The sequence below is a fragment of the Citrobacter tructae genome (assembly GCF_004684345.1).
Classification (GTDB): domain Bacteria; phylum Pseudomonadota; class Gammaproteobacteria; order Enterobacterales; family Enterobacteriaceae; genus Citrobacter; species Citrobacter tructae.
Map to the genome: position 1 here is coordinate 3,362,189 of NZ_CP038469.1, position 21,265 is coordinate 3,383,453.

At 52.5% G+C, this 21,265-nt stretch carries 15 protein-coding genes, 3 tRNA genes and 3 rRNA genes; 5 read left to right on the plus strand and 16 right to left on the minus strand.

The window, feature by feature from the left end:
* Positions 1–41: 41 nt before the first annotated feature.
* On the minus strand, positions 42–1,517 hold the full coding sequence (gene ilvC / locus E4Z61_RS16795) for a ketol-acid reductoisomerase (RefSeq protein WP_135323752.1): 1,476 nt from the start codon (positions 1,515–1,517) through the stop codon (positions 42–44).
* A 151-nt stretch (positions 1,518–1,668) separates the two neighbouring features.
* On the opposite strand from ilvC, the gene ilvY reads away from it, so the two are divergent.
* Positions 1,669–2,559, plus strand: a complete 891-nt coding sequence (ilvY, locus tag E4Z61_RS16800; protein WP_135323753.1) for an HTH-type transcriptional activator IlvY — start codon at positions 1,669–1,671, stop codon at positions 2,557–2,559.
* Here the strand turns inward: ilvY and ilvA are convergent.
* From ilvA to ilvL, 7 genes are all read right to left on the minus strand, one after another.
* Positions 2,556–4,100 (minus strand): threonine ammonia-lyase, biosynthetic, encoded by a 1,545-nt coding sequence (ilvA, locus tag E4Z61_RS16805; RefSeq protein WP_135323754.1) that lies wholly within the window; start codon positions 4,098–4,100, stop codon positions 2,556–2,558. The genes ilvY and ilvA overlap by 4 nt on opposite strands.
* A 4-nt stretch (positions 4,101–4,104) precedes the next feature.
* Positions 4,105–5,955, minus strand: coding sequence for a dihydroxy-acid dehydratase (ilvD, locus tag E4Z61_RS16810; RefSeq protein ID WP_135323755.1), 1,851 nt, complete (start codon positions 5,953–5,955; stop codon positions 4,105–4,107).
* Positions 5,956–6,015: 60 nt separating this feature from the next.
* Complete coding sequence (locus E4Z61_RS16815) at positions 6,016–6,945, minus strand: branched-chain amino acid transaminase (protein ID WP_135323756.1); 930 nt, start codon at positions 6,943–6,945, stop codon at positions 6,016–6,018.
* Positions 6,946–6,962: 17 nt separating this feature from the next.
* Positions 6,963–7,226 (minus strand): acetolactate synthase 2 small subunit, encoded by a 264-nt coding sequence (ilvM, locus tag E4Z61_RS16820; RefSeq protein ID WP_003018017.1) that lies wholly within the window; start codon positions 7,224–7,226, stop codon positions 6,963–6,965.
* Positions 7,223–8,869: an acetolactate synthase 2 catalytic subunit gene (ilvG, locus tag E4Z61_RS16825; protein ID WP_135323757.1), complete on the minus strand. Its 1,647-nt coding sequence runs from the start codon at positions 8,867–8,869 to the stop codon at positions 7,223–7,225. The genes ilvM and ilvG overlap by 4 nt, the downstream gene beginning before the upstream one ends.
* A 2-nt stretch (positions 8,870–8,871) precedes the next feature.
* Positions 8,872–8,922 (minus strand): peptide IlvX, encoded by a 51-nt coding sequence (gene ilvX / locus E4Z61_RS24420; RefSeq protein ID WP_205746900.1) that lies wholly within the window; start codon positions 8,920–8,922, stop codon positions 8,872–8,874.
* Positions 8,923–9,008: 86 nt separating this feature from the next.
* Positions 9,009–9,107, minus strand: a complete 99-nt coding sequence (ilvL, locus tag E4Z61_RS16830; RefSeq protein ID WP_001311244.1) for an ilv operon leader peptide — start codon at positions 9,105–9,107, stop codon at positions 9,009–9,011.
* A 353-nt stretch (positions 9,108–9,460) separates the two neighbouring features.
* Between ilvL and E4Z61_RS16835 the strand changes: the two genes are divergently transcribed.
* Entirely contained in the window at positions 9,461–10,981 is a 1,521-nt protein-coding gene (locus tag E4Z61_RS16835; RefSeq protein WP_135323758.1) for a YifB family Mg chelatase-like AAA ATPase, read from the plus strand.
* Positions 10,982–11,006: 25 nt separating this feature from the next.
* Here the strand turns inward: E4Z61_RS16835 and maoP are convergent, their stop codons facing one another.
* Positions 11,007–11,345 (minus strand): macrodomain Ori organization protein MaoP, encoded by a 339-nt coding sequence (gene maoP, locus E4Z61_RS16840; protein ID WP_003018025.1) that lies wholly within the window; start codon positions 11,343–11,345, stop codon positions 11,007–11,009.
* 106 nt (positions 11,346–11,451) lie between these two features.
* On the opposite strand from maoP, the gene hdfR reads away from it, so the two are divergent.
* Positions 11,452–12,297, plus strand: a complete 846-nt coding sequence (hdfR, locus tag E4Z61_RS16845; RefSeq protein ID WP_135323759.1) for an HTH-type transcriptional regulator HdfR — start codon at positions 11,452–11,454, stop codon at positions 12,295–12,297.
* Positions 12,298–12,399: 102 nt separating this feature from the next.
* Here the strand turns inward: hdfR and E4Z61_RS16850 are convergent.
* The 6 genes from E4Z61_RS16850 to E4Z61_RS16875 all read right to left on the minus strand — a co-directional run bounded on the left by E4Z61_RS16850 (position 12,400) and on the right by E4Z61_RS16875 (position 17,693).
* A tRNA-Trp gene (locus E4Z61_RS16850) sits at positions 12,400–12,475 on the minus strand.
* A 52-nt stretch (positions 12,476–12,527) separates the two neighbouring features.
* Positions 12,528–12,604 (minus strand) — tRNA-Asp (locus tag E4Z61_RS16855).
* A gap of 56 nt (positions 12,605–12,660) precedes the next feature.
* Positions 12,661–12,776, minus strand: a 5S ribosomal RNA gene (gene rrf, locus E4Z61_RS16860).
* Between the two features lie 92 nt (positions 12,777–12,868).
* A 23S ribosomal RNA gene (locus E4Z61_RS16865) occupies positions 12,869–15,773 on the minus strand.
* Positions 15,774–15,990: 217 nt separating this feature from the next.
* Positions 15,991–16,066, minus strand: a tRNA-Glu gene (locus E4Z61_RS16870).
* A gap of 85 nt (positions 16,067–16,151) precedes the next feature.
* A 16S ribosomal RNA gene (locus E4Z61_RS16875) occupies positions 16,152–17,693 on the minus strand.
* Together the 16S, 23S and 5S rRNA genes with 3 tRNA genes alongside form the textbook arrangement of a ribosomal RNA operon.
* 479 nt (positions 17,694–18,172) lie before the next feature.
* Between E4Z61_RS16875 and E4Z61_RS16885 the strand changes: the two genes are divergently transcribed.
* Complete coding sequence (locus E4Z61_RS16885; protein WP_135323761.1) at positions 18,173–18,877, plus strand: FadR/GntR family transcriptional regulator; 705 nt, start codon at positions 18,173–18,175, stop codon at positions 18,875–18,877.
* Between the two features lies 1 nt (position 18,878).
* A complete protein-coding gene (mdtD, locus tag E4Z61_RS16890; RefSeq protein WP_135323762.1) occupies positions 18,879–20,306 on the plus strand; it encodes a multidrug transporter subunit MdtD in 1,428 nt (475 codons plus the stop codon).
* Here the strand turns inward: mdtD and rbsR are convergent.
* A complete protein-coding gene (gene rbsR, locus E4Z61_RS16895) occupies positions 20,272–21,264 on the minus strand; it encodes a ribose operon transcriptional repressor RbsR (RefSeq protein ID WP_135323763.1) in 993 nt (330 codons plus the stop codon). The two genes, mdtD and rbsR, sit on opposite strands and share 35 nt — an antisense overlap.
* Position 21,265: the final 1 nt, after the last annotated feature.

A 21,265-nucleotide genomic window follows, 5' to 3' on the forward strand; every position in this document is an offset into this window, starting at 1 on the left:
TCAGAATCTCCGGGTTTTTTATTGCGGGTAGTGGCTACATCTTATCCGGCTACAGCAATACGTTTCATATCCGTCATATATCCACGCAGCTTCTGACCCACTTTCTCAATCGCATGACCACGAATTGCTTCGTTTACATCACGCAGTTGTGCGTTGTCTACCGCGCCTTCGGCAATCGCTTTGCCCAGATCGCCCGGCTGAATTTCAGTCATAAACGCTTTCAGCAGCGGTACGCAAGCGTAAGAGAACAGGTAGTTACCGTATTCTGCGGTATCTGAAATTACCACGTTCATTTCATACAGACGTTTACGGGCGATGGTGTTGGCAATCAGCGGCAGCTCGTGCAGTGATTCGTAGTAAGCAGACTCTTCGATGATGCCGGAATCCACCATGGTTTCGAACGCCAGTTCGACGCCCGCTTTGACCATTGCGATCATCAGAACACCTTTATCGAAGTACTCCTGCTCGCTGATTTTACCGTCAAACTGTGCTGCGGTTTCGAACGCAGTTTTACCGGTCTCTTCACGCCAGGTCAGCAGTTTCTTATCGTCGTTAGCCCAGTCAGCCATCATGCCGGAGGAGAATTCGCCGGAGATGATGTCGTCCATGTGTTTCTGGAACAGCGGTGCCATGATCTCTTTCAGCTGCTCGGACAGCGCATAAGCACGCAGTTTAGCCGGGTTAGACAAACGGTCCATCATCAGAGTAATGCCGCCCTGCTTCAGCGCTTCGGTGATGGTCTCCCAGCCAAACTGAATCAGTTTTTCAGCGTAAGCCGGGTCGGTACCGTCTTCCACCAGCTTGTCAAAGCACAGCAGAGAACCGGCCTGCAGCATGCCGCACAGGATAGTCTGCTCGCCCATCAGGTCAGATTTCACTTCCGCAACGAAGGAAGATTCCAGAACGCCCGCACGGTGACCACCGGTCGCCGCTGCCCAGGCTTTAGCAATCGCCATGCCTTCGCCTTTCGGGTCGTTTTCCGGGTGAACCGCAATCAGCGTCGGTACGCCGAAACCACGTTTGTACTCTTCACGCACTTCGGTACCCGGGCACTTCGGCGCCACCATAACGACGGTGATATCTTTACGGATCTGCTCGCCCACTTCGACGATGTTGAAGCCGTGAGAGTAACCCAGCGCCGCGCCGTCTTTCATCAGCGGTTGTACGGAACGCACAACGTCGGAGTGCTGTTTGTCTGGCGTCAGGTTAACCACCAAATCCGCCTGTGGGATCAGCTCTTCGTAAGTACCGACTTTGAAGCCGTTTTCGGTCGCTTTACGCCAGGAAGCGCGCTTCTCGGCGATTGCTTCTTTACGCAGGGCATAGGCGATATCCAGACCGGAGTCACGCATGTTCAGGCCCTGGTTCAGACCCTGAGCGCCACAGCCAACGATAACCACTTTTTTACCCTGAAGGTAGCTTGCGCCGTCGGCGAATTCGTCGCGGCCCATAAAGCGACATTTACCCAGTTGCGCCAACTGCTGGCGCAGGTTCAGTGTATTAAAGTAGTTAGCCATGATGGTGTACTCCGTGATGTTGTGTGTCTTATTGTTCGGTTCGCTTTTGCGAGATTGAATCCACTATATGACAGGAAATTTATTGCGGAAATTGATATATTCACAACGTCACATTGCAATTTCTGCAACGTAAAAATAAAGAGGCGAGTCGGTGGATTTACGCGATCTGAAAACCTTCCTGCATCTGGCCGAAAGTCGCCATTTTGGCCGCAGCGCGCGGGCGATGCACGTCAGTCCTTCCACGCTGTCCCGGCAGATTCAGCGGCTCGAAGAGGATCTCGGGCAGGCGCTGTTTGTGCGCGATAACCGCACAGTAACGCTGACCGAAGCCGGGGAAGAGCTGCGCATTTTTGCCCAGCAGACGCTGTTGCAGTATCAGCAACTCCGTCACACCATCGATCAGCAAGGGCCGTCGCTGTCGGGCGAACTGCATATTTTCTGTTCGGTAACCGCCGCCTACAGCCACCTGCCACCGATCCTTGACCGTTTTCGCGCCGAACACCCGTCGGTCGAAATTAAGCTTTCCACCGGCGATGCCGCCGATGCCATGGAAAAAGTGGTCACCGGAGAAGCAGACCTGGCGATAGCCGGAAAACCGGAAACACTGCCCGGTGCAGTCGCGTTCTCGATGCTGGAAAATCTGGCGGTGGTGTTGATCGCCCCGGCACTGCCCTGCCCGGTGCGCAATCAGGTGTCCGTCGATGTCCCCGACTGGTCAACGGTGCCGTTTATTATGGCCGACCAGGGACCGGTGCGGCGCCGCATTGAGCTGTGGTTCCGCCGCCATAAAATCAGTAATCCGTCGATTTATGCCACGGTCGGCGGTCATGAGGCAATGGTGTCAATGGTGGCACTGGGTTGCGGCGTGGCGCTACTGCCAGAAGTGGTACTGGAAAATAGCCCGGAGCCAGTGCGCAACCGCGTGATGATTTTAGAACGCAGCGACGAGAAAACACCGTTTGAGCTGGGCGTCTGCGCACAAAAAAAGCGGCTGCATGAGCCGCTGATTGATGCGTTCTGGAAGATATTGCCAAACCACTAACCCGCCAGAAAGAACCTGAACGCAGGGTTACAACTCTCATCGTGGCAGTCGTAGCCCAGTTCGTTGATCCGCGTTTCAAAATCCGGTTCATGATCGCCCAGTTCAAACGCCGCCAGCACGCGCCCGTAGTCAGTGCCATGGCTGCGGTAATGGAACAGGGAAATATTCCAGTGGGTCCCTAAAGTATGCAGAAACTTCAACAGCGCACCTGGAGACTCCGGGAATTCAAAGCTGTACAGACGTTCTTGTAGCGGCTTAGAGGGACGTCCTCCGACCATATAGCGCACGTGCAGCTTGGCCATTTCATCATCAGACAGATCCACAACGCTGTAACCGCCGTCGCTGAGCAACTGGAGGATTTCTTTACGCTCTTCCAGACCACGACTCAGGCGTACGCCGACAAAAATGCAGGCGTCCTTCGCATCAGCAAAACGGTAATTAAACTCGGTCACTGAACGTCCACCCAGCAGTTGGCAGAATTTCAGGAAACTGCCCTTCTCTTCCGGGATGGTCACCGCCAGCAGCGCTTCGCGTTGTTCCCCCAGCTCGCAGCGTTCAGACACGTAGCGCAGACCGTGGAAGTTAACGTTCGCACCGGACAGCACATGTGCCAGTCGTTCACCGCGAATATTGTGCTGGGCGATGTATTTTTTCATGCCCGCCAGCGCCAGTGCGCCAGACGGCTCCGCCACCGCACGCACGTCCTCAAACAGATCTTTCATCGCCGCACAGATAGCATCGCTATCGACGGTAATAATATCGTCAAGATATTCCTGGCACAGGCGGAAAGTTTCATCGCCGATGCGTTTCACCGCCACGCCTTCCGCAAACAGCCCCACGCGCGGCAGATCCACAGGATGACCCGCATCCAGCGCCGCTTTCAGGCAGGCTGAATCTTCGGCTTCAACGGCAATCACTTTGATTTGCGGCATCAGTTGTTTGATCAGCACCGCCACGCCTGCCGCTAATCCGCCACCGCCAACTGGCACGAACACACGGTCAAGATGGGCATCCTGCTGCAGCAACTCCAGTGCCAGCGTGCCCTGTCCGGCAATAACCATCGGATGATCAAACGGCGGCACCCAGGTAAAACCCTGCTGCTGCGATAGTTCAATCGCTTTGGCTTTGGCCTCATCAAAATTCGCACCGTGCAGCAGCACTTCGCCACCGAAGCTGCGAACGGCATCGACTTTGATATCTGCGGTGGCCGTTGGCATGACAATCAGCGCCTTCACGCCTAATCGTGCAGAAGAGAAAGCTACGCCCTGGGCATGGTTTCCTGCCGACGCGGTGATCACACCATGTGCTTTTTGCGCTTCGGTCAGACCCGCCATCATGGCGTAGGCACCGCGCAGCTTGAAGCTATGAACGGGCTGTCGGTCTTCGCGCTTCACCAGAATTACGTTGTCGAGGCGCGAAGAGAGTTTTTCCATTTTTTGCAGCGGCGTGACCTGCACCGCTTCATAGACCGGTGCACGCAGCACCGCTCTAAGATACTCAGCGCCCTCAGGAGCTGCTGACAGGGGTTGTGAATCAGCCATGGCATTAGCCCCCCAGCTTCGATTTATCGCGTACCGCGCCTTTATCAGCACTGGTTGCCAGGCTGGCGTAGGCGCGCAACGCGAAGGAGACCTGACGCTGGCGATCTTTTGGCGTCCAGGCTTTATCGCCGCGGGCTTGCTGCGCTTCACGGCGGGCCGCAATCTCCGCATCACTCAACAGCAGTTGGATACCACGATTCGGGATATCAATCGCAATCATGTCACCATCTTCGATAATCGCAATGTTGCCGCCGCTCGCCGCTTCCGGTGAAACGTGACCGATGGACAGACCCGACGTACCGCCGGAGAAACGCCCGTCGGTGATCAATGCACAGGCCTTGCCGAGACCCATCGATTTCAGGAAGGTGGTTGGATAGAGCATCTCCTGCATGCCCGGCCCGCCTTTCGGCCCTTCGTAGCGGATCACTACCACGTCACCTGCCACCACTTTGCCGCCGAGAATGGCTTCAACGGCATCGTCCTGACTTTCGTAGACTTTCGCTGGGCCGGTGAATTTCAGGATGCTGTCATCCACGCCTGCGGTTTTCACAATACAGCCGTTTTCCGCGAAGTTACCGTACAGCACGGCCAGACCGCCGTCTTTGCTGTAAGCATGTTCCAGAGAACGAATACAACCTTCGGCGCGATCGTCATCCAGCGTATCCCAGCGGCAATCCTGCGAGAACGCCTGCGTTGTACGAACGCCCGCTGGACCGGCGCGGAACATCTTTTTCACCGCGTCATCCTGAGTCAGCATGACATCATAGCGATCCAGGGTTTGTGGCAAGGTCAGCCCCAGCACGTTTTTCACGTTGCGGTTCAGCAGTTCGGCTCTGTCCAGCTCGCCTAAGATCCCCAGAACACCGCCCGCGCGGTGGACGTCTTCCATATGGTATTTCTGGGTACTCGGCGCGACTTTACACAACTGCGGCACTTTGCGGGACAATTTATCGATATCACTCATGGTGAAGTCGATTTCCGCTTCCTGTGCGGCAGCCAGCAAGTGCAGAACAGTGTTGGTGGAACCGCCCATGGCGATATCCAGGGTCATAGCATTTTCAAACGCCGCCTTATTGGCGATATTGCGCGGCAGCGCGGAATCATCATTTTGCTCATAATAGCGTTTGGTCAGCTCAACAATACGTGAACCCGCATTGAGGAACAGTTGTTTACGGTCGGCGTGTGTTGCCAACAGCGAACCGTTACCCGGCTGCGACAGGCCCAGCGCTTCAGTCAGGCAGTTCATCGAGTTGGCCGTGAACATACCGGAACAGGAGCCACAGGTCGGGCAGGCAGAACGCTCAATCTGATCGCTTTGGGAATCAGAGACTTTCGGGTCCGCACCCTGAATCATCGCATCCACCAGATCGAGTTTAATGATCTGATCGGAGAGCTTGGTTTTACCCGCTTCCATTGGGCCACCGGACACAAAAATCACCGGAATGTTCAGGCGCAGCGAGGCCATTAACATCCCCGGGGTGATTTTGTCGCAGTTAGAGATACAGACCATCGCATCAGCGCAGTGGGCGTTCACCATGTACTCCACCGAGTCGGCGATCAGTTCGCGCGACGGCAGGGAATACAGCATGCCTCCGTGGCCCATGGCGATACCGTCATCCACGGCGATGGTATTAAACTCTTTCGCCACGCCACCGGAAGCTTCGATCTGTTCGGCAACCAGTTTACCGAGATCGCGCAGATGCACGTGGCCCGGCACGAACTGGGTAAAGGAGTTCACAACGGCAATAATCGGCTTACCGAAGTCATCATCGGTCATCCCGGTGGCGCGCCACAACGCGCGGGCTCCCGCCATATTGCGGCCATGTGTGGTGGTGGCGGAACGGTACTTAGGCATGCTTTGTTTACTCCCGTCTGTCTAATAAATGGGGCGGTGCGTGCCGTCCCAAATTTATGTTTATTGATTAACCTGATCTAACCAGCCGTATTTATCTTCCGTTTCACCAGTGAAGAGGCCAAAGAAGGCTTGCTGGATACGTTTGGTCACCGGGCCACAACGGCCTTCGCCCACCTGGATACCGTCAACGCTGCGTACTGGGGTGATTTCTGCCGCAGTACCGGACATGAACACTTCGTCGGCCAGGTACAGAGATTCGCGGGACAGCACCTGCTCACGCACTTCGATATCGAGGTCTTTCGCCAGCTTGATGATCGCGTCACGGGTGATGCCTGGCAGCGCGGATGAGGTAAACGGCGGGGTAAACAGAATGCCGTCTTTAACTTCAAACAGGTTTTCACCCGCGCCTTCGGAGATGTAGCCATTCACATCCAGCGCAATACCTTCCTGATAACCATGACGACGCGCTTCGCTACCTACCAGCAGCGAAGACAGATAGTTACCGCCCGCTTTAGCTGCGGTAGGGATGGTGTTCGGCGCAACGCGGTTCCAGGAAGAAACCATCGCGTCGATCCCCTGTTCCAGCGCTTCAGCACCGAGGTAAGCTCCCCACGGGAACGCAGCAATAATCACGTCAGTGGTGTATCCCGCAGGCGGGTTCACACCCATCCCGACATCGCCAACAAACACCAGCGGGCGGATGTACGCACTGGTCAGATTATTTTTGCGGATCACCGCACGGCAAGCTTCCATCAACTCATCAACGCTCTGAGAAACAGGAAAACGATAAATCTTGGCTGAATCACGCAGACGCTGCATGTGTTCGCGATGACGGAACACCACCGGCCCTTTGTGAGAGTCGTAGCAACGGATACCTTCAAATACTGACGTACCGTAGTGCAGCGCGTGAGACATCACGTGGACCTTCGCGTCTTCCCAACGAATCATCTCGCCATTGGACCAAATGAAATCAGCTTTTTTCGTCGTCATTTTTCTTCCTTTTGCGCTCAGGCGCGAATTTGTTGTGATGTGGTTGTGCTCTGGCAGATTGCAACATGTGCAACATCTACCAGTTTACTTAACTGACTAAACAGTAAGTCGACCGACCGTGGGCTGGCAACGGTCAATTCAATATTTATATTCTGCGCATCGCTGGCGGCTTCCATATTCATGGAGCACACCTGAAAACCACGATGACGTACCACGCGTAAAACACGTTCTAATGTTTCCGGATTGAAACGAGCCTCAACGGCGACCTGATGTTGCATCATGATGATTTCTCCAGCATTTCTGAGTTACTGGCACCAGGCGGTACCAGAGGCCAAACATTCTCAAGTTCGTCGATTGAGACATGAAGCAGGTATGGCCCCTTACTGTTCAGCATGGTGTCGAGTGCCGCTTCAACCTGGTCTTTACGGGTGATATGTTGGCCTGGGATGCCAAAGGCGCTGGCCAACATAAGGAAATCGGGGTTATCGGTAAGAGTGGTTTCGCTATAACGTTCCTGGAAAAACAGCTGCTGCCATTGTCGAACCATGCCTAATCGCTGGTTGTCGAGTAAGACGATCTTCAGCGGCAACTGCTTGCGTTTTACAGTGCCCAGCTCCTGTACATTCATCATGAAAGAGCCGTCACCGGAGATACAGATTACCGTATCGTCCGGACGGGCCACCTGCGCGCCCACGGCCGCTGGTAAGCCAAAGCCCATCGTCCCCAGGCCGCTGGAGGTGATGAAGTTCTCCGGGCGAGTGTAGGCCATATGTTGTGCTGACCACATCTGATGCTGACCTACATCCGTCGTCACTACGCTATCCGTAGGTTTGCGATCGGACAACTGTTTTAACAACAGCGGCGCGTAAATAGCCTCGCCCGGATGATCGTAGCGCCAGGCATGTTCTGCGCGCATATCAGCTGTATGCTGGCACCATTCGTTGATGGTCAGCGGTTGTTGTAATGCGGGTAACAGCGTATTCAAATCACCCTGCAGCGCAACGTGTGCCTGACGCAGTTTGTTCATCTCAGCCGGATCGATATCCATGTGGATCACGCTGGCATTGGGGGCAAAGGTGTTCAGCTTGCCGGTCACCCGGTCATCAAAACGAGCGCCAACGGCAATCAGCAAATCACACTCCTGCACCGCAAAGTTTGCCGCTTTAGTGCCGTGCATTCCCAGCATGCCCAGATAATACGGGTAATCCGCATCAACGGCGCCCAGACCTTTCAGTGTGCAGGCGACCGGTATTTGGGTAAGCGCGATAAACTCACGCAGGGCCGGAACCGCCTGCGCCATCCCTACGCCTCCCCCTACGTACAATACCGGCTTCTGTGCCTTTGCCAGCATCTTACGAGCTTGTTCAACTTCAGCATGTGGGAAAGCTGCTGCGTTTTCGACGGTGGTGAAATACGGCTCCAGCGTACCGCTGGCCAACTGGATATCTTTTGGGATATCAACCAAAACCGGGCCAGGACGACCGGAATTTGCCACGGCGAAAGCCTCAGCCATGATACGCGGCAGTTCTTCCAGCGACTGCACAAGAAAGCTGTGTTTGGTGCAGGACAGCGACATGCCGAGCACGTCCACTTCCTGGAACGCATCGGTACCGATAAACGAGGAAGAGACCTGGCCAGTGATCGCCACAACGGGAACGGAATCTAACAGCGCATCAGCCAGGCCGGTGATCAGGTTGGTTGCACCAGGACCGGAAGTGGCGATACAGACCCCAGTTTTACCGGTTGAGCGAGCATAACCAATCGCCGCCATCGCCGCACCCTGCTCATGTCGGCACAACAAGTGTTCTACGCCGCCGTCATACAACGTATCGTAAACCGGCATAATTGCGCCACCGGGATAACCAAAGACGGTGTTAACCCCTTGTGCACGCAACGCATGTACCACCCACTGTGCCCCATTCATAGTTACATCCCCGCCGTAAATCTTGAGAAACAGAATTTTATGCTAGCGTTCACTTTCTGCCCCTCGTTTAAGTTTTTAAGGTCAAAAAAAACCCCCGAACCTTTCGGTGCGGGGGTCTTAGTTCGTTAAGGCTTGTTTTCTAAGCCTTTCCTCGTCCAAGTGCAGCCCCGCACGGTGGGATAATAATCACCACCACGCTAATCACGACCAGGCTAATCACTCGTAGAAGGGCTGTCATTTTTGTATTTTCTTGCATCTTGTTCGAAGGAATACCTAAAGAGTTACCATAGAATTTGCAAATGACACAAGATATTTTTTCATTGATTTTTCTGACGTCGTTAACGGTTTAGATAAATACCATTGTTTTTTATACAAAAAATAGAAAATGAGAATATTTCACGTTATTCAGCAAACTCGATCATGCTTTACCTCTGCATAAGGTACTTTCAGTTGTGTTTGCGAGCGTAGTTCCAGGCGTTATGCAACCAATTATTTCTTGCACAAAAACACGTGAATCAGCATCTAAAAACATCAATTACGCAGAATATTGCCGCTATCAGTTACGACATAATACCTGCCTCAGGAGGAGTTATGTCACTGTCGATAGTCCACACACGCGCCGCATTAGGCGTCAATGCACCACCCATTACTATTGAAGTACATATTAGTAGTGGCTTGCCCGGCTTGACCATGGTCGGGTTACCCGAAACGACCGTGAAAGAGGCCCGCGATCGAGTTCGCAGTGCGATTATTAATAGCGGGTATGAATTTCCGGCCAAGAAGATAACCATCAACCTCGCCCCGGCAGATCTGCCTAAAGAAGGCGGGAGATATGATTTGCCTATCGCCGTTGCGCTTCTGGCAGCGTCAGAGCAGCTTACAACACATAATCTCGATACTTATGAGTTGTTAGGTGAATTAGCGCTTACAGGTGCGTTACGCGGCGTTCCCGGAGCGATATCAAGCGCAACCGAAGCGATTCGCGCAGGCAGACGAATCATTGTCGCAAAAGAGAATGCTGCAGAAGTGGGGTTGATACACGGCGAGGGGTGTCTGATTGCCGATCACCTGCAGTCTGTATGCGCATTTCTTGAAGGCAAGCATGAATTAGAAAGACCCGTTTACGTAGAGATTCCGCCTGCAGGCTCTTCTGATGACCTCAGCGACATCATCGGCCAGGAACAGGGTAAACGAGGGCTGGAGATAACCGCCGCAGGCGGCCACAATCTCCTGCTCATCGGCCCGCCGGGTACGGGGAAAACAATGCTCGCCAGTCGCCTCAAAGGACTGCTGCCACCGTTAAACAATGAGGAGGCACTGGAAAGTGCGGCAATCCTCAGTCTGGTCAATTCCGACACGATACACAAGCAGTGGAAGCAACGCCCCTTTCGCTCACCTCATCACAGTGCTTCTTTAACCGCAATGGTAGGCGGAGGAGCAATACCAGCACCAGGAGAGATTTCTCTGGCACATAACGGCATATTATTTTTGGATGAATTGCCCGAGTTTGAACGCCGTACACTGGATGCTCTACGTGAACCCATTGAATCCGGACAAATTCATTTATCACGAACCCGGGCAAAAATAACCTACCCGGCACACTTTCAACTGATAGCGGCAATGAATCCAAGCCCAACGGGACACTATCAGGGAAACCACAATCGCTGTACCCCAGAGCAAACGCTACGCTACCTCAATCGCTTATCCGGCCCTTTTCTCGACCGCTTCGATTTGTCCCTCGAAATTCCCCTTCCACCGCCGGGTATACTCAGCCAGCGCGCGGTAAAGGGAGAGGGCAGCGAGGCGGTGAAGAAACGTGTTATGGCCGCGCGTGTGCGCCAGTATCAGCGGCAAAATAAGTTAAATGCACATTTGGGTAGCCAGGATATACATCAATTCTGCATTTTGCACAGGGATGATGCGCGCTGGCTGGAGGAAACGTTAGCACATCTTGGATTGTCCATCCGTGCGTGGCTGCGCCTGATAAAGGTCGCTCGCACAATTGCGGATATTGATCAATGTGACCAGATCACCCGTCAGCATTTACAGGAAGCCGTTGGCTATCGGGCAATCGACCGGCTGTTAATCCATTTGCAGAAACTACTGGCATAAAAAAAGGGCTTTCGCCCTTTTTTTATTAGTCATCTGACTCAGTGTAGTCTTCTGCACCTTCAACCTGAGGTTTACCGCCAGACAGCGTATGGAAACGTTTTGGACGCTTAATACGCGTCATGTATTTAGACCACACACGTTCAGCTTCGGTAACCGGCTCACGTTCACCACGGCACACCGCCACAAACAACTTCTCTTCTTCAGTTACCGGCTCACGCTTGCCCAGATCCAGCTCATTGAAAGCATAGCCATGACGCTCAAGCAGCTGTGCCTCTTTAATGGTGAAATCACCATGACGGGAGAATCCGCGGGGATAATATTTATTGTCGAAATATCGATTAGTCGTCGTAAAGCTTTCCGCCATCCTGCACGCTCCTAATTCTTTGGCCGAGCTATTTATGGCGCGGAGTATTAGTTACGCTTGACAGAGCGTCAAACAAAAGATTTAAATCATAACGACAAATTATTTTATGGAGCGAGTTGTGGATACGGAATTGTTAAAGACTTTCCTGGAAGTTAGCCGAACGCGCCACTTTGGTCGGGCAGCTGAAGCGCTCTATCTGACCCAGTCGGCAGTCAGTTTTCGCATCAGACAACTGGAAAATCAACTAGGTGTGAACCTGTTCACCCGACACAGAAACAATATCCGTTTAACCGCAGCGGGTGAAAAATTATTGCCCTATGCTGAAACGCTCATGAATACATGGCAAGCAGCACGTAAGGAGGTTGCGAATACCTCGCGGCATAATGAGTTCTCTATCGGTGCCAGTGCTTCCCTTTGGGAGTGCATGCTTAATAGCTGGCTGGGGCGGTTGTATCAATCACAGGAACCGCAAGCCAGCCTGCAATTTGAAGCCAGGATCGCGCAACGTCAGTCGTTAGTTAAGCAACTCCATGAACGACAGCTTGATCTGCTGATTACCACCGAAACACCCAAAATGGACGAATTTAGCAGCCAACTGCTGGGATATTTCACACTAGCGTTATATTGCTGCACACCATCACAGACAAAAGACGAGTTGAATTATCTGCGCCTGGAATGGGGACCTGATTTTCAACAACACGAAGTGGGATTAGTTGCAGGTGATGAAATACCGGTGCTTACTACCAGTTCTGCTGAGCTGGCAAGGCAGCAACTTTCTGTACTTAAGGGTTTTAGCTGGCTTCCTGTCAGTTGGGCGAAAACGAAAAGCGATCTCCACATGATTACCGACAGCACGACGCTTTCACGTCCGCTATATGCGGTTTGGCTGCAAAATAGCGATAAACATACGCTTATCCGCGATCTGTTAAAAACGAATATTCTGGATGACTAGAGAACGCTGGCAAGGATGCCGGGAATTGAGAATAAACGGTAAAAAGACAGGCATAATTTTTAGATAAAAAAAATCCTTAGCAAAAATGCTAAGGATTGTTTCTGGCAGGGGCGGAGAGACTCGAACTCGCGACACCCGGTTTTGGAGACCGGTGCTCTACCAACTGAGCTACGCCCCTAAATTTCTTATCATTAAGCCTGCTATATTAGCAGGCTTAATTTTCTAATAAGTGGCGGAACGGACGGGACTCGAACCCGCGACCCCCTGCGTGACAGGCAGGTATTCTAACCAACTGAACTACCGCTCCACCGAATTTCTTTGTCACTACCCGGATTATTCATCCCGGTTACTGCTTAATTTGATGCCTGGCAGTTCCCTACTCTCGCATGGGGAGACCCCACACTACCATCGGCGCTACGGCGTTTCACTTCTGAGTTCGGCATGGGGTCAGGTGGGACCACCGCGCTACAGCCGCCAGGCAAATTCTGTCTATCAGACCGCTTTTGGCGTTCTGATGTTATCTGTATCAGGCTGAAAATCTGTCTCTTCACCAAAACATCTTTGGCGTTGTAAGGTTAAGCCTCACGGTTCATTAGTATCGGTTAGCTCAATGTATCGCTACACTTACACACCCGACCTATCAACGTCGTAGTCTTCAACGTTCCTTCAGGACTCTCAAGGAGTCAGGGAGAACTCATCTCGGGGCAAGTTTCGTGCTTAGATGCTTTCAGCACTTATCTTTTCCGCATTTAGCTACCGGGCAATGCCATTGGCATGACAACCCGAACACCAGTGATGCGTCCACTCCGGTCCTCTCGTACTAGGAGCAGCCCCCCTCAATTCTCCAGCGCCCACGGCAGATAGGGACCGAACTGTCTCACGACGTTCTAAACCCAGCTCGCGTACCACTTTAAATGGCGAACAGCCATACCCTTGGGACCTACTTCAGCCCCAGGATGTGATGAGCCGACATCGAGGTGCCAAACACCGCCGTCGATATGAACTCTTGGGCGGTATCAGCCTGTTATCCCCGGAGTACCTTTTATCCGTTGAGCGATGGCCCTTCCATTCAGAACCACCGGATCACTAAGACCTGCTTTCGCACCTGCTCGAGCCGTCACTCTCGCAGTCAAGCTAGCTTATGCCTTTGCACTAACCTCCTGATGTCCGACCAGGATTAGCTAACCTTCGTGCTCCTCCGTTACTCTTTAGGAGGAGACCGCCCCAGTCAAACTACCCACCAGACACTGTCCGCAACCCGGATCACGGGTCTACGTTAGAACACCAGCCATTAAAGGGTGGTATTTCAAGGTTGGCTCCATGCAGACTGGCGTCCACACTTCAAAGCCTCCCACCTATCCTACACATCAAGGACCAGTGTTCAGTGTCAAGCTATAGTAAAGGTTCACGGGGTCTTTCCGTCTTGCCGCGGGTACACTGCATCTTCACAGCGAGTTCAATTTCACTGAGTCTCGGGTGGAGACAGCCTGGCCATCATTACGCCATTCGTGCAGGTCGGAACTTACCCGACAAGGAATTTCGCTACCTTAGGACCGTTATAGTTACGGCCGCCGTTTACCGGGGCTTCGATCAAGAGCTTCTCCTTACGGATAACCCCATCAATTAACCTTCCGGCACCGGGCAGGCGTCACACCGTATACGTCCACTTTCGTGTTTGCACAGTGCTGTGTTTTTAATAAACAGTTGCAGCCAGCTGGTATCTTCGACTGATTTCAGCTCCACGAGCAAGTCGCTTCACCTGGTATCAGCGTGCCTTCTCCCGAAGTTACGGCACCATTTTGCCTAGTTCCTTCACCCGAGTTCTCTCAAGCGCCTTGGTATTCTCTACCTGACCACCTGTGTCGGTTTGGGGTACGATTTTGTGTTACCTGATGCTTAGAGGCTTTTCCTGGAAGCAGGGCATTTGTTACTTCAGCACCGTAGTGCCTCGTCATCACACCTCAGCGTTAACAAGAGTCCGGATTTACCTAAACTCTCCGCCTACATGCTTAAACCGGGACAACCGTCGCCCGGCTAACATAGCCTTCTCCGTCCCCCCTTCGCAGTAACACCAAGTACAGGAATATTAACCTGTTTCCCATCGACTACGCCTTTCGGCCTCGCCTTAGGGGTCGACTCACCCTGCCCCGATTAACGTTGGACAGGAACCCTTGGTCTTCCGGCGTGCGGGTTTTTCACCCGCATTATCGTTACTTATGTCAGCATTCGCACTTCTGATACCTCCAGCAACCCTCACAGGCCACCTTCAACGGCTTACAGAACGCTCCCCTACCCAACAACACATAGTGTCGCTGCCGCAGCTTCGGTGCACAGTTTAGCCCCGTTACATCTTCCGCGCAGGCCGACTCGACCAGTGAGCTATTACGCTTTCTTTAAATGATGGCTGCTTCTAAGCCAACATCCTGGCTGTCTGTGCCTTCCCACATCGTTTCCCACTTAACTGTGACTTTGGGACCTTAGCTGGCGGTCTGGGTTGTTTCCCTCTTCACGACGGACGTTAGCACCCGCCGTGTGTCTCCCGTGATAACATTCTTCGGTATTCGTAGTTTGCATCGGGTTGGTAAGTCGGGATGACCCCCTAGCCGAAACAGTGCTCTACCCCCGAAGATGAGTTCACGAGGCGCTACCTAAATAGCTTTCGGGGAGAACCAGCTATCTCCCGGTTTGATTGGCCTTTCACCCCCAGCCACAAGTCATCCGCTAATTTTTCAACATTAGTCGGTTCGGTCCTCCAGTTAGTGTTACCCAACCTTCAACCTGCCCATGGCTAGATCACCGGGTTTCGGGTCTATACCCTGCAACTTAACGCCCAGTTAAGACTCGGTTTCCCTTCGGCTCCCCTATACGGTTAACCTTGCTACAGAATATAAGTCGCTGACCCATTATACAAAAGGTACGCAGTCACCCCATAAAGAGGCTCCCACTGCTTGTACGTACACGGTTTCAGGTTCTTTTTCACTCCCCTCGCCGGGGTTCTTTTCGCCTTTCCCTCACGGTACTGGTTCACTATCGGTCAGTCAGGAGTATTTAGCCTTGGAGGATGGTCCCCCATATTCAGACAGGATACCACGTGTCCCGCCCTACTCTTCGAGTTCACAGCATGTGTGATTTTGTGTACGGGACTATCACCCTGTACCGTCGGACTTTCCAGACCGTTCCACTACCACATATGCTGATTCAGACTCTGGGCTGCTCCCCGTTCGCTCGCCGCTACTGGGGGAATCTCGGTTGATTTCTTTTCCTCGGGGTACTTAGATGTTTCAGTTCCCCCGGTTCGCTTCGTTAAGCTATGTATTCACTTAACGATAGTGCAACGAATTGCACTGGGTTTCCCCATTCGGAAATCGCCGGCTATAACGGTTCATATCACCTTACCGACGCTTATCGCAGATTAGCACGTCCTTCATCGCCTCTGACTGCCAGGGCATCCACCGTGTACGCTTAGTCGCTTAACCTCACAACCCGAAGATGTTTCGTAAAACATTCCGCGTTGCGAAAATTTGAGAGACTCGAACACACCGCTTATCTGTTCTTATTACGGAGAACAGACACAGTGTGTCGTTTCAATTTTCAGCTTGATCCAGATTTTTAAAGAGCAAATATCTCAAACATAACTCAGAGAGTCAGTTTTGAGATATTGAGGTCGGCGACTTTCACTCACGAACCAGCAAGTGGCGTCCCCTAGGGGATTCGAACCCCTGTTACCGCCGTGAAAGGGCGGTGTCCTGGGCCTCTAGACGAAGGGGACACTGAAGTCTCAATCGCAAGACGCCTTGCTATTTACTTTTCATCAGACAATCTGTGTGGACACTACAAAGAACGTTTCTTTAAGGTAAGGAGGTGATCCAACCGCAGGTTCCCCTACGGTTACCTTGTTACGACTTCACCCCAGTCATGAATCACAAAGTGGTAAGCGCCCTCCCGAAGGTTAAGCTACCTACTTCTTTTGCAACCCACTCCCATGGTGTGACGGGCGGTGTGTACAAGGCCCGGGAACGTATTCACCGTAGCATTCTGATCTACGATTACTAGCGATTCCGACTTCATGGAGTCGAGTTGCAGACTCCAATCCGGACTACGACATACTTTATGAGGTCCGCTTGCTCTCGCGAGGTCGCTTCTCTTTGTATATGCCATTGTAGCACGTGTGTAGCCCTACTCGTAAGGGCCATGATGACTTGACGTCATCCCCACCTTCCTCCAGTTTATCACTGGCAGTCTCCTTTGAGTTCCCGGCCGAACCGCTGGCAACAAAGGATAAGGGTTGCGCTCGTTGCGGGACTTAACCCAACATTTCACAACACGAGCTGACGACAGCCATGCAGCACCTGTCTCAGAGTTCCCGAAGGCACCAAAGCATCTCTGCTAAGTTCTCTGGATGTCAAGAGTAGGTAAGGTTCTTCGCGTTGCATCGAATTAAACCACATGCTCCACCGCTTGTGCGGGCCCCCGTCAATTCATTTGAGTTTTAACCTTGCGGCCGTACTCCCCAGGCGGTCGACTTAACGCGTTAGCTCCGGAAGCCACTCCTCAAGGGAACAACCTCCAAGTCGACATCGTTTACGGCGTGGACTACCAGGGTATCTAATCCTGTTTGCTCCCCACGCTTTCGCACCTGAGCGTCAGTCTTTGTCCAGGGGGCCGCCTTCGCCACCGGTATTCCTCCAGATCTCTACGCATTTCACCGCTACACCTGGAATTCTACCCCCCTCTACAAGACTCTAGCCTGCCAGTTTCGGATGCAGTTCCCAGGTTGAGCCCGGGGATTTCACATCCGACTTGACAGACCGCCTGCGTGCGCTTTACGCCCAGTAATTCCGATTAACGCTTGCACCCTCCGTATTACCGCGGCTGCTGGCACGGAGTTAGCCGGTGCTTCTTCTGCGAGTAACGTCAATTGCTGTGGTTATTAACCACAACACCTTCCTCCTCGCTGAAAGTACTTTACAACCCGAAGGCCTTCTTCATACACGCGGCATGGCTGCATCAGGCTTGCGCCCATTGTGCAATATTCCCCACTGCTGCCTCCCGTAGGAGTCTGGACCGTGTCTCAGTTCCAGTGTGGCTGGTCATCCTCTCAGACCAGCTAGGGATCGTCGCCTAGGTGAGCCGTTACCCCACCTACTAGCTAATCCCATCTGGGCACATCCGATGGCAAGAGGCCCGAAGGTCCCCCTCTTTGGTCTTGCGACGTTATGCGGTATTAGCTACCGTTTCCAGTAGTTATCCCCCTCCATCGGGCAGTTTCCCAGACATTACTCACCCGTCCGCCACTCGTCACCCAAGGAGCAAGCTCCTCTGTGCTACCGTTCGACTTGCATGTGTTAGGCCTGCCGCCAGCGTTCAATCTGAGCCATGATCAAACTCTTCAATTTAAGTTTGATGCTCGTGAATTAAACTTCGTAATGAATTACGTATGTTCACTCAGAGACTTGGTATTCATTTTTCGTCTTGCGACGTTAAGAATCCGTATCTTCGAGTGCCCACACAGATTGTCTGATAAATTGTTAAAGAGCAGTGCAACGCGGCTTTCGCTCACCGTTGCGAGGTCCCGTATAATACGTTTTCCTCATTCAGAGTCAAGCAATTATTTCTGCTTTTCTCTGCAAGGTTCTCGGTGGAACCCCGCTGACCCGGCGGCATGTAATCCGTTGTTCCGTGTCAGTGGAGGCGCATTATAGGGAGTTATTTCAGGCTGACAAGCGGAAATTTAAAATAACTTTCCGAGTGCGTATTTTTTCATCAAAACCGTCATTAACGTGCCATAAAATAAGCAACTTGCCGTTTTTGCAACCGCAATCACACTTCCTGGTGGCATACTAATGAATAAGAGAAAGAGTAAGGAAGAACATTCATGCCTTTAAATGCCCAACAGTTAGCCGCACAGAAAAACCTTTCCTATGTTCTGGCCGAAAAACTGGCTCAGCGAATATTAAAAGGTGAGTACGCGCCAGGCGCTATCCTGCCAGGTGAAATAGAACTGGGCGATCAGTTCGGCGTGAGCCGTACTGCAGTAAGAGAAGCTATAAAGACGTTAACGGCAAAAGGAATGGTATTACCGCGCCCGCGGATCGGTACTCGCGTTATGCCCCAAGCAAACTGGAATTTCCTCGATCAGGAGCTGCTCACGTGGTGGATGACGGAAGATAATTTCCCTCAGGTCATCAAACATTTTCTGGTGATGCGCATTAGCCTGGAACCCCAAGCCTGTTTACTGGCTGCCACCATCGGCACGGCAGAACAAAAAGCGCACCTGAATACCTTAATGAAAGAAATGGTCGAGCTGAAAAAGAACTTTAAGCGTGAGCGCTGGATTGAAGTAGATATTGCCTGGCATGAACACATCTATGAAATGAGCGCAAATCCATTCCTGATTTCCTTCGCATCATTGTTCCATTCCGTGTACCAGACCTATTTTACCTCTATTACCTATAACGAGGTGGTGAAGCTGGATTTGCATCAGGCCATTGTGGATGCCATAGAGGACAGCGATGGCGATCGCGCCTTCACCGCCTGTCAGGCATTACTGATAGCCCCCAATGATCTCCCGGATAAATAACATGCCAGAAAAGAAATCACGCAGTATGGCCGGGTTGCCATGGATCGCCGCCATGGCCTTTTTTATGCAGGCATTAGACGCCACTATCCTTAATACTGCGTTACCCGCAATCGCACACAGCCTCAACCGCTCCCCACTCGCCATGCAGTCGGCCATCATCAGCTACACCCTGACGGTGGCGATGCTGATCCCGGTGAGTGGTTGGCTGGCTGACCGCTTCGGTACCCGACGTATCTTTATGATTGCCGTGAGCCTGTTTACCTTGGGTTCACTTGCCTGTGCGCTATCTGGCTCTTTAACAGAACTGGTTGTTTTCCGGGTGATACAGGGTATTGGCGGCGCAATGATGATGCCGGTTGCCCGCCTGGCGCTATTGCGCGCCTACCCGCGTAGTGAGCTGCTCCCGGTACTTAACTTCGTGACCATGCCTGGACTGGTGGGGCCGATTTTAGGCCCGGTTTTAGGCGGAGTTTTGGTAACGTGGGCCAGCTGGCACTGGATCTTCCTGATTAATATTCCAATTGGCATTGCCGGTATCTTCTATGCCCGCAAATATATGCCGAACTTCACCACACCACGCCGTGGCTTTGATATGACCGGTTTCTTTCTCTTTGGTCTGAGCCTGGTGCTGTTTTCCAGCGGAGTGGAGTTGCTCGGTGAAAAACTTGTCGCCAGTTGGATAGCGCTTAGCATTATTCTTGGCAGCATTTTGCTGCTGCTCGCCTACATCCGCCACGCGCGCCACCATCCAACACCATTAATTGCGCTCCCGATCTTTAAGACCCGAACGTTCTCGGTCGGTATCGCGGGAAACCTTGCCACACGCCTGGGGACAGGATGTGTACCTTTCTTAATGCCACTGATGTTGCAGGTCGGCTTTGGCTACCCGGCGCTAATAGCCGGTTGTATGATGGCACCGACAGCGCTGGGATCCATTCTGGCGAAATCAATGGTGACACAGGTCCTGCGTCGTCTTGGCTACCGCACGACGCTGGTCGGCGTGACGGTATTTATCGGCCTGATGATTGCGCAGTTCTCTTTGCAATCTCCCGCCATGCCAATTTGGATGCTGATCCTGCCGTTGTTCATTTTAGGTATGGCAATGTCCACCCAGTTTACCTCGATGAATACCATTACCCTTGCGGATCTGACCGATGATAATGCCAGCAGCGGCAACAGCGTGTTAGCCGTCACGCAACAGCTGTCGATTAGCTTAGGTGTTGCGATTAGCGCCGCCGTACTGCGTATCTATGAAGGCATGGAAGGAACCAATACGGTCGAACAGTTCCACTATACCTTTATTACGATGGGCGCTATTACGGTGATATCAGCACTGATGTTCATGCTGCTAAAAGCCAAAGATGGCCGCAACCTGATCAAAGAGCGGCATAAGTCTAAACCGACCCCCGCACCATCAGAACAGGAGTAAGCTGCAGGCGCTGTTGCTGCAAGGTGGGTTGCGCCATACGGTGAATTAACACATCGATGGCCAGCTCTCCCAGTTCATCTTTGGGTTGATGGATAGTCGTAAGCGGCGGCGTCATGTAACGCGCTAGTTCGATATCATCATAGCCTACCACCGCCATATCCTGCGGGATGCGTAATCCTGACTGGTACAAAGCCTGATACGCCCCCACCGCCATTGCATCATTACCCGCAAAAACAGCCTGCGGCCGCTGTTTATGCGACAACAGCGTTTGCATGGCTTCAAACCCGCCGCCAAACTCGAAATCACCGGTGATCTCGTAGCCTTGCGGAATCACTAACCCAGCCCGTTCCATTGCCGCGCGATATCCTTCCAGACGTAAACGCGCCGGCGTTTTGTCCAGCGGCCCGGTAATACAAGCAATGCGCGTAAACCCTTTTTCGATAAGATGCTGAGTGGCTAAATCCCCACCCAACAGGGAATTGTCCTGAATCAGGTCACTTTCACCCTCAAAAGGTGACCAGTCCATCATCACGGTGGGAATAGAAGGGTAACGCTGCATGATTTCCATGGAAGGCTGATGAGTTTCGGTGCAGAGCAGCAGTAAGCCGTCCACCCGCTTTTGCATCAACGTTTCCAGATTACGATTCATGCGCTGTTCGTCGCCTTCGGTGTTGCATAACACCAGGCTGTAGCCCCGCTCAAAACAGCTGCGTTCAACACCACGCACCAGTTCTGAATAAAAGGGATTGGTACTGGCAGTGATTAACATACCGATGGTGCGGGTCTGATTTAACTTGAGGCTACGCGCCAGCGCGGAAGGCGCGTAGTTAAGCTCTTTAATCGCCGCGTCAACTTTGTCGGTAATAGCCTCGCTGACAAAACGATCTTTATTAATGACGTGAGAAACCGTCGACGTGGAAACACCCGCAAGGCGGGCAACGTCCTTCATTGTAGCCAAG